At 62.1% G+C, this 15,255-nt stretch carries 14 protein-coding genes; 11 read left to right on the forward strand and 3 right to left on the reverse strand.

Annotated elements, in window-relative coordinates; translation table 11 throughout:
• Positions 1-13 precede the first annotated feature (13 nt).
• Entirely contained in the window at positions 14-586 is a 573-nt protein-coding gene (locus NKH89_RS11675; protein WP_023720806.1) for a GNAT family N-acetyltransferase, read from the reverse strand.
• Positions 583-1,470 carry a phosphoserine phosphatase SerB gene (serB, locus tag NKH89_RS11680; protein WP_023720883.1) on the reverse strand — a complete coding sequence of 296 codons (888 nt, stop codon included), beginning with the start codon at positions 1,468-1,470 and terminating at the stop codon, positions 583-585. The genes NKH89_RS11675 and serB overlap by 4 nt, the downstream gene beginning before the upstream one ends.
• Here serB and miaA point away from each other — a divergent pair.
• The 3 genes from miaA (at position 1,460) to NKH89_RS11695 (ending at position 3,859) form a co-directional block, all read left to right on the forward strand.
• Positions 1,460-2,428 (forward strand): tRNA (adenosine(37)-N6)-dimethylallyltransferase MiaA, encoded by a 969-nt coding sequence (miaA, locus tag NKH89_RS11685; RefSeq protein WP_352590219.1) that lies wholly within the window; start codon positions 1,460-1,462, stop codon positions 2,426-2,428. The genes serB and miaA overlap by 11 nt on opposite strands.
• Positions 2,429-2,532: 104 nt before the next feature.
• Positions 2,533-3,327 (forward strand): GGDEF domain-containing protein, encoded by a 795-nt coding sequence (locus tag NKH89_RS11690; RefSeq protein ID WP_023720804.1) that lies wholly within the window; start codon positions 2,533-2,535, stop codon positions 3,325-3,327.
• 145 nt (positions 3,328-3,472) lie between these two features.
• Positions 3,473-3,859 carry an ester cyclase gene (locus NKH89_RS11695; RefSeq protein ID WP_352495179.1) on the forward strand — a complete coding sequence of 129 codons (387 nt, stop codon included), beginning with the start codon at positions 3,473-3,475 and terminating at the stop codon, positions 3,857-3,859.
• Positions 3,860-3,902: 43 nt separating this feature from the next.
• Here NKH89_RS11695 and NKH89_RS11700 read toward each other — a convergent pair whose 3' ends face one another.
• Positions 3,903-5,732 carry an ATP-binding protein gene (locus NKH89_RS11700; RefSeq protein ID WP_352515709.1) on the reverse strand — a complete coding sequence of 610 codons (1,830 nt, stop codon included), beginning with the start codon at positions 5,730-5,732 and terminating at the stop codon, positions 3,903-3,905.
• A 148-nt stretch (positions 5,733-5,880) separates the two neighbouring features.
• Here NKH89_RS11700 and NKH89_RS11705 point away from each other — a divergent pair, with 148 nt between their 5' ends.
• The 8 genes from NKH89_RS11705 to NKH89_RS11740 all read left to right on the forward strand — a co-directional run bounded on the left by NKH89_RS11705 (position 5,881) and on the right by NKH89_RS11740 (position 15,214).
• A complete protein-coding gene (locus tag NKH89_RS11705) occupies positions 5,881-6,447 on the forward strand; it encodes a helix-turn-helix domain-containing protein (protein WP_352482999.1) in 567 nt (188 codons plus the stop codon).
• Between the two features lie 4 nt (positions 6,448-6,451).
• A complete protein-coding gene (locus NKH89_RS11710; protein WP_352483000.1) occupies positions 6,452-6,760 on the forward strand; it encodes a hypothetical protein in 309 nt (102 codons plus the stop codon).
• A 61-nt stretch (positions 6,761-6,821) separates the two neighbouring features.
• Positions 6,822-7,406 (forward strand): GNAT family N-acetyltransferase, encoded by a 585-nt coding sequence (locus NKH89_RS11715; RefSeq protein WP_352908901.1) that lies wholly within the window; start codon positions 6,822-6,824, stop codon positions 7,404-7,406.
• A 167-nt stretch (positions 7,407-7,573) separates the two neighbouring features.
• The gene (locus tag NKH89_RS11720) at positions 7,574-9,370 is read left to right on the forward strand and encodes an acetolactate synthase 3 large subunit (RefSeq protein ID WP_352495182.1); all 1,797 of its coding nucleotides are present in this window, start codon (positions 7,574-7,576) and stop codon (positions 9,368-9,370) included.
• Between the two features lie 66 nt (positions 9,371-9,436).
• Positions 9,437-10,009, forward strand: a complete 573-nt coding sequence (ilvN, locus tag NKH89_RS11725; protein ID WP_023720797.1) for an acetolactate synthase small subunit — start codon at positions 9,437-9,439, stop codon at positions 10,007-10,009.
• 31 nt (positions 10,010-10,040) lie between these two features.
• Positions 10,041-10,637 (forward strand): LysE family translocator, encoded by a 597-nt coding sequence (locus tag NKH89_RS11730; protein ID WP_352908903.1) that lies wholly within the window; start codon positions 10,041-10,043, stop codon positions 10,635-10,637.
• 168 nt (positions 10,638-10,805) lie between these two features.
• Positions 10,806-12,059 carry an efflux RND transporter periplasmic adaptor subunit gene (locus tag NKH89_RS11735; protein WP_352483005.1) on the forward strand — a complete coding sequence of 418 codons (1,254 nt, stop codon included), beginning with the start codon at positions 10,806-10,808 and terminating at the stop codon, positions 12,057-12,059.
• The gene (locus NKH89_RS11740; protein WP_352483007.1) at positions 12,056-15,214 is read left to right on the forward strand and encodes an efflux RND transporter permease subunit; all 3,159 of its coding nucleotides are present in this window, start codon (positions 12,056-12,058) and stop codon (positions 15,212-15,214) included. Before NKH89_RS11735 ends, NKH89_RS11740 begins: the two co-directional genes overlap by 4 nt.
• The last annotated feature ends 41 nt before the right edge of the window (positions 15,215-15,255 follow it).

Raw genomic sequence — 15,255 nt, forward strand, 5'->3', positions numbered from 1 at the left:
AGAAAAAGGGCGGCTAGCGGGCCGCCCTTTTTCTTGCTTGCCAGTCTGTGCGTGACAGCCTGTAGAAGACATGTCGCCTGAGTGCGGTGTGGCTGTCCGGAACACCGGGATGGTCGAAGTCGGAGGCCGGGTCGGCGATCATGTTCAGGCGCTCCATGACGGCAGTGGACCGGCTGTTATCCTTGACGGCGAAGGACACGATTTCGTGGAGGCCAAGTCTTTCAAAGCCATAGGTGAGCCAGGCTTCGGCTGCTTCGGTGACATAGCCGCGGCCCCAGAATTCGGGTGCCAGCCGCCAGCCGATCTCGATCGTGCCGGGCGGCAGGAAGGGCAAATGATCGGTTCGGGTTATGCCGACGAAGCCGATGCATTCACCTGTGGCTGTGATCTCAGCGGCCGCGAAGCCGAAGCCGTTGCGATCGATAGCGGCGCGCAACTCCTCCATCTTGGCGTCAGCCTGGGCGCGGTCGCGGCGAAACGGAAAGAATTCCATGACGCGCTCGTCGGAATTGATGCGATGGAAGAGCTCGCGGTCACGATCTTCCCAGTTGCGCAGGATCAGGCGCTCGGTGCGGATCGGCGTCATTCGATAAATTCTTTCCGGCGATAACCCTGCAGATAAAGCAAGGCGGTGAGGTCGCCGTGGTCGATGCGGATCTTTGCCTCGGCTGCCACGGCCGGCTTGGCGTGCAAGGCGACGCCGATGCCGGCAAGACGGATCATGTCGAGATCGTTGGCGCCATCACCCACGGCAATGGCATCGGCAGGCGTCAGGCCGAGGCGGGCGGAAATCTCGATAAGGGCTTCGGCCTTGGCGGCGCGGCCGAGGATCGGCTCGGCGACCAAGCCGGTGAAGCGGCGATCCTGCTCGATCAGCCGGTTGGCGCGATTTTCGTGAAAACCGAGCAATGCTGCGATGCGGGTGGTGAAGATGTCGAAACCACCGGAGATCAGCGCCGTCCAGGCGCCGTTGGCCGCCATTGTCTGGACGAGCGTGCGACCGCCGGAGGCAAGCGTCAGGCGATTGTCGATGATGCGGTCGATGATTGCGGCATCGAGACCCTTAAGCAGCGCCACGCGCTCGCGCAAGGCCGGCTCGAATGCGATCTCACCGTTCATCGATCGCGCCGTGATGGCGGCGACGCGATCCTTGACGCCGATCTCGTCGGCAAGCTCGTCGATGCATTCCTGCTCGATCATCGTCGAATCCATGTCGGCGATCAGGACCTTCTTGCGCCTGTTCTCAGCCGGCTGGACGGCCACGTCGATGGGTTCGGAAGCAAGCGCGGCATGCAGGCGGGCCGTTATTTCGGAAGCTTCGGCGGTCTCCGGCAAATCGAGCTCGCAGGCGATGCCTTCGGCCAGCCAGCGAACAGCGCTTGCGCCGACCAACCGCGAGGCCATATTCGCTAGCGTCGGCGTCAATGCGCGGCCGGCGGGATGGGATAGAAGCGTGGCGATCAGCGGCATCGAAAATTCCAGCAGACAGGCGGGCGAAGGTCGCGTGAAGAACGCGATCCTGATAGCCGGGCCGACCGCCAGCGGCAAGTCGGCACTCGCACTCGACCTCGCCGAGCGCAATGGCGGTGTCATCGTCAACACCGATTCCATGCAAGGCTATTCGGTGCTCGACGTGCTGACGGCGCGGCCTGGTCCTGCCGAACTCGCCCGCGTCCCCCACTTTCTTTATGGACACGTCGATCCGTCCACCGCCTATTCCACCGGCGCCTGGTTGCGTGATGTCATGAAGCTGATCGACGACGGCACGCTTTCGGCGCGGCAAGTGATTTTCGTCGGCGGCACCGGGCTTTATTTCCGGGCACTCACGGAAGGTATTTCGGAGATGCCCGACATTCCGCAGTCGATCCGCGAGCGCTGGCGCTACGAGCTCCAGGAACAGGGCGCGGTGAGATTGCACCGCATCCTGTTGCGCGAGGATTCTGCGGCCGGCATGGTGCTGAAGCCGACGGATGGCCAGCGCATCGTGCGGGCGCTGGAGGTGCTCGACGCGTCGGGCCGTTCCATCCTGGACTGGCAGGCCGCGCGTGGCCAGCCGTTGATCGACAGAAGCAGCGCGCGCTTTTTCGTCATCGAGCCGGAGCGGGCGGCGCTGGTGGAGCGGATCGATGGCCGCTTCGACCGCATGCTGGACAAGGGGGCATTGGACGAGGTGAAGCAGCTTTCAGTGCTCGGCCTCGATCCCGACCTGCCGGCGATGAAGGCAATCGGTGTTCGCGAGCTTCAGGCCGCGCTGGCCGGCGCCATCAGTTTTCCCGAGGCTATCGAGCGTGCGAAGATCGCGACGCGGCAATATGCAAAGCGGCAGGCGACCTGGTTCAGGCACCAATTGGGTCCGGAATGGCACAGGTTGCGTCCCGGTGAGGGGATCAACTGGGTGATCTCACCCCCTCCTTCGAGCGCAACCTGAAAAGTCGACATCGAGGGGACATTTCGCGTTGAAGTTGTCCAGGTTAACTGTCCGTAAGCTCCCGCATGCCATAAGATCGATAGGAACTTTTCAACGGGGAGCAGATGCATTTCCACAAGGCGGAATCAGCGTTTTTCGTCTTTATTTTTGTGATCCTGGCCGCCGGCCTGGTGACGCTTTACGCCTATGGACTCCTGCAAACCCTGGCGGCCGACATTAGCAATACGCCTTCGGAACTCGATGAAATCGTCTATCTCAACAAGCTGCTGTTTGCGATCGGCGTGCTGCTGGCGACTGCGCTGTTCTTCGGCATTTTCTTCATCTATCCGCTGATCCGAAAGCAGGCGACGGAAGAAGGCAAGCTGCGCGCGATGACAGTTTCACTCAGTGCGCGCTCGGAGACGCTGGAGCATGCGGCGCTGACCGACAGCCTCACCGGCATGCAGAATCGGCGCTATTTCGACGATGCGCTGAAAGAATATCTCGAGGAGTTTCGCCGCATCGAAAAACCAGTCGGGCTGATGATCCTCGATCTCGACCACTTCAAGCAGGTCAACGACAGCCACGGCCACGATGTCGGCGACGAGGTGTTGCGGGCCGTCGCCAACTGTCTCAAGGACATGACACGCTATCACGACGTGGTGGCGCGCCTGGGCGGCGAGGAGTTCGCGGTGGTCACGCCCAATATGGACGCCGAGCTGCTATCCAAATTCGCCGAGCGCATCCGCAAGGCGATCGCCAGCATGTCGGTGCTGACAGGCAATGTCCGACTGAAAATCACCACCAGCGTCGGGCTTGCCGTCTGGGACCGCAAGGAAACCGCCGAGGAGTTCTATCGCCGCGCCGACCGCCAGCTCTATGAGGCAAAGAGGCAAGGCCGCAACCGCGTCTGCGCCTGAATCCCGTCATTAAATTCGTGATGCTGGAAATTCGGGATGCTGGCCGTCTGGTGCCGTTTTCTGCGCTTCCGGCGCTCGCAGACCGACGTCGCCAAGTAGGCTGAGACGGCGCCTTGCAAGGCTTGTGGGAGATAGAGGTGTTGCCGTGATCAAATCCGACCTCTCCGATCTTTACCGAGGCTATATTGCATGTCTGAACAAGCAGGATTGGCCAATTCTGGGGCAGTTTGTTCATGATGAAGTGATCCACAACGGTCGGCCGCTCGGATTATCCGGGTACCTCGAAATGTTGGAGAGAGACTTCGATGAAATTCCGGACCTTTATTTCGACATTCGGCTATTGGTTGCCGATCCGCCTTATATAGCGAGCCGGCTAAGCTTCGACTGCGCGCCAAGGGGAACGTTCCTTGGGCTTGATGTAAGCGGGAAGAGAATTTCGTTTGCCGAGAACGTATTCTATGAGTTTCAGAGAGGGAAAATTCGCCAGGTGTGGTCAGTTATAGACAGGGCAGCCATCGAAGCTCAGCTTTGATACCTGCGGCCGCACCGATGAGGTCTGCCTAAAAGTCGCCGACTCATTCGTTTTGCGGGCGTAGCCCGAAGGTCGCCGGCTTGAGGCCGTAGCGCAAGTCGAAATCGTCGCTCCGCTGGGTGCGTGCGGCCGGCGGTTTTCGATAGTCCGAGTCGCCGGCCTGCCGGCCCGGATCGACGACTTCCGCGAAAGGCATTGCCTGTTGTGATTTCGGCACGTTGCGCAGCCGTTCGACGATCGCCACGAGGTCGACCTCGTCGCCGGTTTCGGAGGGCAAGGCGTCCTCGCGCTTAGCCGTGCCGGGGATCAAATCCTCGGAGAGTTTTTCGAATTTCATCCGCATCGTCGTCGCCACGCCTTCTCCGAAGGCAATGGCCTCGCGCTGCCCCATGGAAGACAGGAACGCCAGCGTCGAAGCCGAGGAATCGGCGATCGCCGAGCGGATGATCGCCTGGTCCTGCTCATTGGCGAGCCGCATGGCGAAGAACGTCGAGCACTGCGACAGGATGGTCGGATCAAGCTCGCCCGGGCGCTGGGTGACGACGCCGAGATAACAGCCATATTTGCGGCCTTCCTTGGCGATGCGCGACAGCGCGTGCCGGGTCGGCGCGAAACCGAGGCGCGGATCGGCCGGCATATAGCGATGCGCTTCCTCGCACAGGAAGAGCAGCCGCAAGCGGCCTTCGCTCCACAACGCCAGGTCGAACGCCAGCCGCGCCAGCACCGAGCATACGGAATTGACCACCTCGGACGGCATACCGGCCATTTCGAAGCAGGTCACCGGGCGGCCGTGATGCGGCACGCGGAAAATGTTGCCGATCGTCTCGTGAATGGTGTCCTCGATCAGGCGCGAGTTGAACATGAAACGGTAGCGCGGATCGGATGCCGCCGATTCGATACGTGTCTTCAGTGACCTGAGGGTTGGACGATCGTTCTTGCTTTCCAGCAATCCCATGCGTTCGTCGACCAGCTTGATGAGGTCGGCAATGCGATAGGGTACCGGCGCGTCGGCGGTCAGCGCGTCGGTGCTGCGCCGCAGGTAGTTGCCGGTGTTCGGATTGCGATAGAGGTTCTTGGCCGCGGGAATGAGATCGCGCAAGGCGTCGACCTCTTCCGGCACCGTCTCGCGGCCGCGAAACAGCACCTCGGCGAATTCCTCGAGTTTGAACATCCAGAAAGGCAGGTCGAGCGTCGTCGAATCGACCCTAAAGCAATATTCGGGCAAGGACGCGGCGAACTCGTTGTGTGGATCCAGGATGAGCACGCGCAGGTCGGGCCGGGCGGCGATCGACTTGCGCAAGAGCAGCGAGACGGCGGTCGATTTGCCGACCCCGGTCGTGCCGACAATGGCGAAATGGCGCGCCAGCGTATCGTCGATGGCAATATTGGCGTCGATGGCCTCGTCCTGCGACAGCGTGCCGATGGTAATCGAATGACGCCCGGCGAGATCGTAGACGGCCTGTAGGTCGCGGCTGCGGATACGATGGGCAATGGCGCCGATATGCGGATAGGTCGTGATGCCGCGGTCGAATACCGGCTTGGCGCCGGGTTCGGCGCCGTCGCGCACCTCGCCAATCAATTCGATGCTGACCTCGATCGGATTCTGGCCCTCGCTGCTCCAGGCACGATCCGACTTGCCGATTTCGTAGACCAGTCCGACGGTTCGTGATGTACCGAGATTGATCGAGATCATCTTGCCGACGCTCCATAGGCCGGTGACCGTGCCTTCGATATCGTCGGCATAGGCGCTGATGGTGGCGCGCGCGCCATCGCATTGCACGACATTGCCCAGAATCCGCTTGTCGTTCTGCTCCGCCCTGCGGCGCTCCAGCAAAGTCGGTTCTCCAATGGAGGTTTCGCGTTCGACGAGCATGGACAGGCCGATCCCCTTTTCCCAAACAATGAGCCTAGGCGGACGGGGTTAAGGTGGGGTGAGGCCGGATGGTTTAGCGGACGTTAAGGGGTTTGCGAAAACTGGATGAAACGGCCGTTGCCCGCGCGGATTTCGCTATAGTGGATGAATGGATAATATAGCGAACGATATCTCATCGACTATCGGCAGAAGGATACACGCCGAAAGGGTGGCTCGCAGCTGGTCCCTGGCGGATTTGGCGGAGCAGTCCGATGTCTCGAAAGCCATGCTGAGCACGATCGAGCGCGGCATGACGAGCCCGACGGCGGCACTCCTCGTGCGCATTGCGGCCGCGTTCGGCATGACGCTTTCCACTTTGATCGCAAGGGCGGAGTTGCAAGGCGGTGGCCTGCTTCGCGAACGTGACCAGCCGGTCTGGCGCGATCCGGCTACGGGTTATGTGCGGCGGCACCTTTCGCCGGTTTCGGACATGCCGCTCGAACTGATCCGGGTCCAACTGCCGGCGGGCGCCAAGGTGAGCTTCCCGGCGGCCTCCTATGCCTTCATCAGACAACAGATCTGGCTGATCTCCGGGCAGCTGGAATTCGTCGAGGGCGACGTCATTCACAGGCTCGAGCCCGGCGACTGCCTGGCGCTCGGCGCGCCATCCGATTGCGTCTTCCACGCTCCGGGGCCGGACGCCGCCGACTATCTGGTTGCATTGGCCAGGAGCTGAGACGATGGCGCGCCGTCCGAAACGTTCCGACAATGGCGGTCCGCCGCTCGACGACCACGACCGTCCGCCTTGGGGCAAGGGAGACCCCTATATCTTTCTTGCCTGGCGGACCGACCATGCCCAGGCATGGAAAGTGCCGAGCCGCGAGATCATGCTGATGCGGCTGGACAAGGCCGAGCGGCTGGGCCTGACTTATGAGGAGTACACGCTCGAACTGCTGGAACGCGGGCGGCATCTGCAAGAGGAAGACGCCGAGCGCATCGGGGAAATCCGCCGAGCCGGGAAGCGGAAGCGGACCAGTCATTTCGGCTGACGGTGCAGGCCAAGCTGCCGCTCGATGCACTGCCGTTCCCGTTGCACACAGAGGAGACCACATGGATTCAATAGAAATCAACCTGCTCAGCAATACTGCCGGAACGAAAAAAATGCTGGTCGATTTGCTGATCGGAACGGTTGCCGCGGGCGGCTCGGTCAGCTTCATGCATCCCTTGGCGCCGGAGATGGCTGCAGCCTTCTGGAACAAGTCGCTTCAGGCGGTCGCCAGAGGCGAAAGGGCGGTGCTCGGGGCCTGGAACGGCGAGGCTCTGATCGGCACCGTCACCGTGCTGCTCGACTGCCCTCCCAACCAGCCGCACCGGGCCGAGATCGCCAAGCTGATGACCCGCCTCAATTCTCGCGGCAAGGGCGTCGCAACCCGCCTGATGGAGGCGGCGGAAGCCGTTGCCATGGAGAAAGGCCGCACGCTGTTGGTGCTGGACACGGCAAAAGAGGAGGGGGCTTCCGGCCTCTATGAAAAGCTCGGCTTCACGCTGGGCGGCGAAATACCGGATTATGCGCTGAAGCCGCATGGCGGGCTGACAGGCACCCTCATCTACTGGAAGCGCATTGGTACAGTCCCGGCCCGCGCACATTCGCCGTTGACAGCACCATCAAACCAATTCTATTGTCCGCGACCATGAAAACGGCACTCATTCTCGTAGGAAAGCGCGTGGGCAAGGCGGTGTAACCGCCAGGCGGTGACCTCCCATGCGCAAGACACAGGCTCCCTCGGGGGCCTTTTTTATTGCCCGAAACACGACTAAACGACCAGCAATCGCCCGATGGCGAACAGTACGGGACCAGACCGATGAGCAGTGGACAGAATGAGCGGCGCGAAACGCCAAGAACCGAGATGACTGGCGCCGAAATGGTGGTGCAGGCGCTGAAGGACAATGGCGTCAAGCATGTTTTCGGCTATCCGGGCGGCGCGGTTCTGCCAATCTACGATGAAATCTTCCAGCAGGACGAGGTCGAGCACATCCTCGTTCGCCACGAGCAGGGCGCTGGCCACGCGGCGGAAGGCTATGCGCGCTCGACCGGCAAGGCCGGCGTCATGCTGGTGACCTCCGGGCCGGGCGCCACCAATGCGGTGACGCCATTGCAGGATGCGCTGATGGATTCGATCCCGCTGGTCTGCCTGACCGGCCAGGTGCCGACCTCTCTGATCGGCTCGGATGCGTTCCAGGAGTGCGACACGGTCGGCATCACGCGGCCCTGCACCAAGCACAACTGGCTGGTGAAGGACGTCAACCAGCTCGCGGCAACGATCCACGAGGCCTTCCATGTGGCAACGACAGGGCGCCCCGGTCCGGTCGTCGTCGACATCCCTAAGGACGTTCAGTTCGCCAAGGGCATCTATGTCCCGCCGCAGACGGCGCCGCGCACCAGCTACCAGCCGAAGGTCCAGGGCGACCTGGAGAAGATCAAGGCGGCGGTCGAGCTGATGGCCGGCGCCAGGAGGCCGATCATCTATTCGGGCGGCGGCGTCATCAATTCCGGCCCGGAGGCGAGCCATCTGCTGCGCGAGCTGGTCGACCTGACCGGCTTCCCGATCACCTCGACGCTGATGGGCCTTGGCGCCTATCCGGCGTCGGGCAAGAACTGGATGGGCATGCTCGGCATGCACGGCACCTATGAAGCGAACATGGCGATGCACGATTGCGACGTCATGCTCTGCATCGGCGCGCGCTTCGACGACCGCATCACCGGGCGGCTGACAGCGTTTTCGCCGAATTCGAAGAAGATCCACATCGACATCGACCCGTCTTCGATCAACAAGAACGTCCATACCGACGTGCCGATCATCGGCGATGTCGGCCGTGTGCTGGAGGATCTTGTGCGACTGTGGCGGGCAACCGCCAAGGCCGACAAGAAGGCGCTTCACCCGTGGTGGGAGCAGATCGCCAAATGGCGCGCGCGCGATTCACTCGCCTACAAGATGAACCATGAGGTGATCATGCCGCAATATGCCGTCCAGCGGCTTTATGCGCTGACCAAAGACCTCGACACCTACATCACCACCGAGGTCGGCCAGCACCAGATGTGGGCGGCGCAGCACTATCATTTCGAGAAGCCGAACCGCTGGATGACCTCCGGCGGGCTGGGCACGATGGGCTACGGCCTGCCGGCCGCGCTCGGCGTGCAGATCGCGCACCCGGATGCGCTGGTCATCGATATCGCCGGCGACGCTTCGGTGCAGATGACGATGCAGGAGATGAGCGCGGCGGTACAGCACGAGGCGCCGATCAAGATCTTCATCCTCAACAACCAGTACATGGGCATGGTGCGGCAATGGCAGCAGCTGCTGCACGGCAACCGGCTGTCGCATTCCTATACCGAGGCGATGCCGGATTTCGTCAAGCTCGCCGAAGCCTATGGCGGCCACGGTATTCGCTGCGACAAGCCGGACGAGCTCGATGACGCCATCAAGGAGATGATCGCGGTCAAGAAGCCCGTCCTGTTCGATTGCCGCGTGGCGACGCTCGCCAACTGCTTCCCGATGATCCCGTCCGGCAAGGCGCATAACGAGATGCTGTTGCCTGATGAGGCGACCGACGAAGCTGTCGCCAACGCGATCGACGCCAAGGGCAGGGAACTGGTGTAGCCTGGTTCAAGGAAGCTGTGCGGAAACAGCAGATTAGCACAAAAGTTTGAAATCGAGATTCATGTCATGAACGCACAGTTGCAACCGACCGGCTCCGCCTATTTCATCGCCAAGGAGACGGAAAAACCAGAGAACCACACGCTTTCGGTCCTCGTCGACAACGAGCCGGGCGTGCTTGCCCGGGTCATCGGCCTGTTCTCCGGACGTGGCTACAACATCGAGAGCCTGACGGTCTCGGAAACCGAGCACGAAAAGCACCTGTCGCGCATCACCATCGTGACGCGCGGCACGCCGCACGTGCTGGAGCAGATCAAGCACCAGCTCGAGCGCATCGTGCCGGTGCATCGTGTCGTCGATCTCACTGTGCGATCGCAGGAATTCGGACAGGAGCGGCCACTGGAGCGGGAGCTCGCGCTGGTCAAGGTCGCCGGCACCGGCGAATCCCGCGTCGAGGCGCTCAGGCTCGCCGATGCATTCCGCGCCAGCGTCATCGACGCCAACACCGAGCATTTCATCTTCGAGATCACCGGTAAGGGTTCGAAGCTCGATCAGTTTATCGCCATCATGAAGCCGCTCGGGTTGGTCGAAATCTGCCGTACCGGAGTGGCGGCGATGAACCGCGGCCCGCAGGGGATGTAATCGTCCTGCTCGCATTGATTAGGGGAACGGCATGACCTTCGACGCATTCTTCGCCCTGCTGGTTTATGCCTTCGTGACCTCGATCACGCCGGGTCCGAACAATTTCATGCTTTTGGCCTCGGGTGTGAACTTCGGCTTGGTCAAGACCGTGCCACACATGCTCGGCATCGGCTTCGGCTTCCTCGTGCTGTTGCTTGCCGTAGGCTTCGGGCTTGGGGCCGTGTTGACGGCCTTTCCGGTGCTGCATACCGGGTTGAAGATCGCCGGCGGCCTCTACCTGCTTTATCTGGCCTGGAAGATCGCCATGTCGCGCTCGCTCGGCGTCGAAGGCGAGGCGAAGGGCCAGCCGATGCGCTTCATCGAGGCTGCGGCTTTCCAGTGGGTCAATCCTAAGGCCTGGGTGATGGCGATTACGGCCATGGCCGTCTATACCAATCCGGAACGCCCGTTTGTGTCCGTGGTGCTGATCGCGGCCGCTTTCGCCGTCGTCATGCTGCCGAGCATTTCGACTTGGGCCGGTTTCGGCATGGCGCTGCGCGGTTTTCTGGCTGATGCGGTGCGGCTCAAATGGTTCAACATCGCCATGGGCGTGATGCTTGCGGCGACGCTGTGGCCGATGCTGCGTTAGCTGCCGTTTTATTGTGCACTGCACATTAAATCTTCGTAATGACGGCTTTTGGCCCTTTTTCGCCTTCGGCATTCTCTATTATCTGGCAAAAGCGCGGCAAGAGGCTGCGAGTTGAGCTAGACTGCGGCCACCGGATAGCGGCGTGTCGGATCGAGAGGCCTTTTGTCGATGCGCGGAAAGATCGTATTTGCGGTGATTGCTGCAGCCTGCGTTGCCGCGGCGGCGTGGCTTTATCATTCGCCCACCGCAATGAGCGGTCTTCAGCAGATGCTGTCGGCGAAGCAGACGACGGCGGCGGCGGACAAGCCCGCTGCAGCGGCAAATGCCGCGCGTTCGACTTCGGTGGTTGCCGCCACCGCCTCGACGGCCGATTTCCCGGTCCGGCGCTATGCCATCGGCTTTGTGTCCTCTCCCGCCGTGGTCAGCATCAACGCACGGGTCTCAAGCCAGATCGTCGCAATCGCGGTCAAGGACGGACAGATGGTGAAGGCCGGCGACCTTCTGTTCTCGCTGGACGATCGCTCATTGAAGGCCCAATTGGCACGCGATCAGGCGACGCTCGCAAAAGACCAGGCGCTGCTTGCCAGCGCCACGGCCGATCTTCAGCGCGCCAAAAATCTCGTCGCCAGGCAGGCCGGAACACAGCAGACCTATGATCAGGCCGTCGCGGCGCAGAAATCCGCCGCGGCCACTGTCGACGCCGATAAGGCGACGATCGATGCGGACGAGGTCCAGCTTGGCTTTGCCACGATCAAAGCGCCGATTTCCGGCAGGCTTGGCGCGGTCAGCGTCGCGGTCGGCGACCTCGTCACCACCAGCAACGGCAGCAGCACGTCGACGCCGCTGGTGACGATCACGCAGGTCGACCCGCTGCAGGTGAACTTCAATCTTCCGGAAAGCGATCTTGCCTTACTGCACAAGGCGCTGGCGGCGCCGCAGCAAGGCGCGGTGACGCTGACCAAGGACGGCGACCCGAAGCCGATCGGCAAGGGAACGCTGGATTTCGTCGATTCCAGCGTGGACACGGCATCCGGCACCATCGCAACGCGGGCCAGCGTGCCCAACGCCGATCTTTCGCTGTGGCCGGGCCAATATGTAAATGTTGTGCTCGATGCCGGCATCATGCCGCAAATGACGTCCGTTCCGACGGTCGCCGTCCAGCCCAGCCAGAAGGGGCCGTTCGTCTATGTGATCAAGCCGGACAACACCGTTGAAATGCGGCCCGTGCAGGTCGCGCTGACAGAAGGCGCCAACACCGCGATCAGCCAAGGATTGGAAAGCGGCGAGCGTGTCGTCGTCGAAGGCCAGACCAAGCTGAAAAACGGCGCGGCTGTCCGCGAAGGCAAGGCCTCGACCGGTACCGACGACCAGGCGACTCCGAAGGTCGCGGAGGCCGACAGGACGGGCGGAACACAGCCATGATTTCCGAATTCTGCATCCGCAGGCCCGTCGCCACGCTGCTCATGTCGTTCGCCTTGGTTCTGGGCGGGCTATTTGCTTACAAATTCCTGCCGGTCGCGGCGCTGCCAAGCGCGGAATTTCCGGTTGTCAACGTCTCGGCCTCGCTGCCTGGGGCCTCGCCGGAAACCATGGCGACCTCGGTGGCAACGCCGCTGATCAAGCAGTTTGCCACTATCGCCGGCATCGATTCGATCTCGACGACCAATTCGCTCGGCACGACCTCGATCGCCATTCAGTTCGTGCTCAACCGCGACATCGATGCAGCCGCCGCCGATGTGCAGGCGGCGATCGCACGCACGCAACGACAATTGCCGCCGGAGATGACCAGCCCGCCGAGCTATCGCAAGGTCAATCCAGCCGACGCGCCGATCCTGCTGATGTCGCTGGTCAGCGACACCATTCCGCTGACCGATCTCGATGCCTTTGCCGAGAATGTGATTTCGCCGTCGCTGTCGACGATCGACGGCGTTGCGCAGGTTTCGATCTACGGCCAACAGAAATATGCCGTCCGCGTCCAGATCGATCCGACGGCGCTCGCCGCACGCGGCATCTCGATCGACCAGCTGCAGACGGCCATTGCCTCGGCCAACAGCAACACGCCGCTCGGTGTGCTCAAGAACAACAAACAGCAGCTGACCATCACGGCGAACACGCAGCTGACCAACGCGGCGGGATTCTCCAACATCATCATCGCCACCAAGAACGGCCATCCGGTGCGGCTCGGCGAGGTGACCCGCGTCATCGATTCGGTCGAGACCACGACGACGGCAAGCTGGTATGACGGCACCCGCGCCATCATCATGGCGGTGCAGCGTCAGCCGGATGCCAATACCGTCGATGTCGTCGACCGCGTCAAGGCGATGCTGCCTTCCTTCGAGGGTCAGATGCCGGCAGCTGCGAGCATCCAGTTGCTCAACGATCGCTCGACATCGATCCGCGAGGCGGTCGACGACGTGCAGTTCACGCTCCTGCTCACTATCGCGCTGGTGGTGATGGTGATCTTCCTGTTCCTGCGCCGGGTGACGGCGACGGTGATCCCGGCCGTGGCGGTGCCGATTTCGCTCATCGCCACTCTGGGCGTGATGTACCTGTTCGGCTTTTCCATCGACAACATCTCGCTGATGGGACTGACGCTGGCGGTCGGCCTCGTCGTCGACGACGCCATTGTCATGCTGGAAAATATCTTCCGGCATATGGAGGAGGATGGGCTCTCGGCAATGGAGGCGTCGCTCAAGGGCGCCCGCGAAATCGGCTTCACCATCATCTCGATCTCGATCTCGCTGGTCGCCGTGTTCATTCCCGTGCTTTTGATGGGCGGCGTGATCGGGCGCATCTTCAACGAGTTCGCGGTGGTGGTGACGGTCGCCATCCTGGCATCGATGTTCGTCTCGCTGACGCTGACGCCGATGCTGTGCTCGCGGCTATTGTCGTTATCGAAAGCCGAGCAGAAAGCAGCGCACGGTGAAGGCCATAGACAAAACGTCTTCATGCGGGGCTATGACCGGCTGCTGACATTCTGCCTGCGCCACAATTTCCTGGTTTTCCTTGTCTTCCTGGTAACCGCCGGGCTGTCGGTGTGGCTGATCCAGATATCGCCGAAGGGCTTCTTCCCGCAGGAGGATATCGGCCAGGTCTCGGTGACGACCATCGCGCGCCAGGACATTTCGTTCGACGCCATGGTGAAGCTGCAGGGGCAAGTGGCTGATGTCTTCACCCATTCGCCCTATGTCGCGCATGTCGGCTGGTCGGCGGGCAGCGGAAACAATGCGCTCAACCAGGGCCAGCTCTTTGTGCAGCTGAAGGACAAGGACCAGCGCCCCAACATCGACAAGGTGCTTTCGGATCTGCGGCGCCAGCTTGCCAATGTGCCCGGCATCGAAACCTACATGCAGCCGGTGCAGAACCTGCGGCTCGGCGCGCGTTCTTCGGCGAGTGCCTACCAGCTTGCCGTGCAGGGCCTCGATACCGGCCTGACGAACGTCTGGGCGCAAAGGCTGACGGACGCAATGGCCGCCGATCATGCCGCCTTCACCGACGTGACCAATGACCTGCAGAACAACGCGCTACAGGCGACGCTGGTGATCGACCGCGACAAGGCGGCGAACCTCGGCGTCGATACCGACACGCTGCGCTCCAGTCTCTATGGCGGTTTCGGCACCCAGCAGGTGTCGACCATCTTCGGCTCGGCCGACAGCTACGACGTGATCATGGAGCTCGACCCGAAGATCGAGTGGTCGCCCGAGCGGATGCTGGCCATCAAGGTGAGAACGGCGAGCGGCAGCCTGGTGCCGCTCGGTGCGTTCGCTCGCGTCGATCGGACCGCCGGTGCTTTGACCGTCAACCAGCTCGGCCAGCTTCCGGCTGTGACCATCTCCTACAATCTGCCGCAGGGCGTGGCCCTCGGCGACAGCGTGAGCCACATCAACGCGCTGAAGGACAAGATCGGCATGCCGCCGACGATCTCGACCGCCTTCTCGGGCACGGCGAAGACGTTCCAGGATTCGCTTTCCAACCAGGGGCTGCTGATCGGCGGCGCGATCCTGACCATCTATATCGTGCTCGGCATGCTCTATGAGAGCTTCATCCATCCGCTCACCATCCTGACCGGGCTTCCATCGGCGGTGCTCGGCGCGCTGGTGGCGTTGCGGCTGGCGGGGATGGATCTGTCGGTGATCGCGGTGATCGGCATCCTGATGCTGATCGGCATCGTCAAGAAGAACGGCATCATGATGATCGACGTGGCGCTGGAACTCAGGCGCGAGGGGATGTCGCCTGTCGAATCCATCCACAAGGCCTGCCTGATGCGCTTCCGGCCGATCATGATGACTACGCTTGCCGCGCTGATGGGTACCATCCCGATCGCGCTCGGCACCGGCGCCAGCGCGGAATTGCGCCAGCCTCTCGGCGTGGCGGTGGTCGGCGGCCTTGTCGCCTCGCAGGCACTGACGCTGTTCGTCACGCCCGTCATCTACGTCTACATGGAGCATTTTTCCGGCTGGCTCGTCAGCGTATGGGCGGGGCACCGGGGCGAGCCGAGCCCGGTCGAGGCGGTCGACCAGCCGTCACTGTTCGACGACGAGGAAGAACCGGTGCCGCAGAAGGCGGCAGCCGAATAGCACTGGCCCAAGCCGTGGTGCTTGCGGCCGGAGGTCCGCGA

The sequence above is a fragment of the Mesorhizobium sp. M0923 genome (assembly GCF_040319365.1).
Taxonomy (GTDB): Bacteria; Pseudomonadota; Alphaproteobacteria; order Rhizobiales; family Rhizobiaceae; genus Mesorhizobium.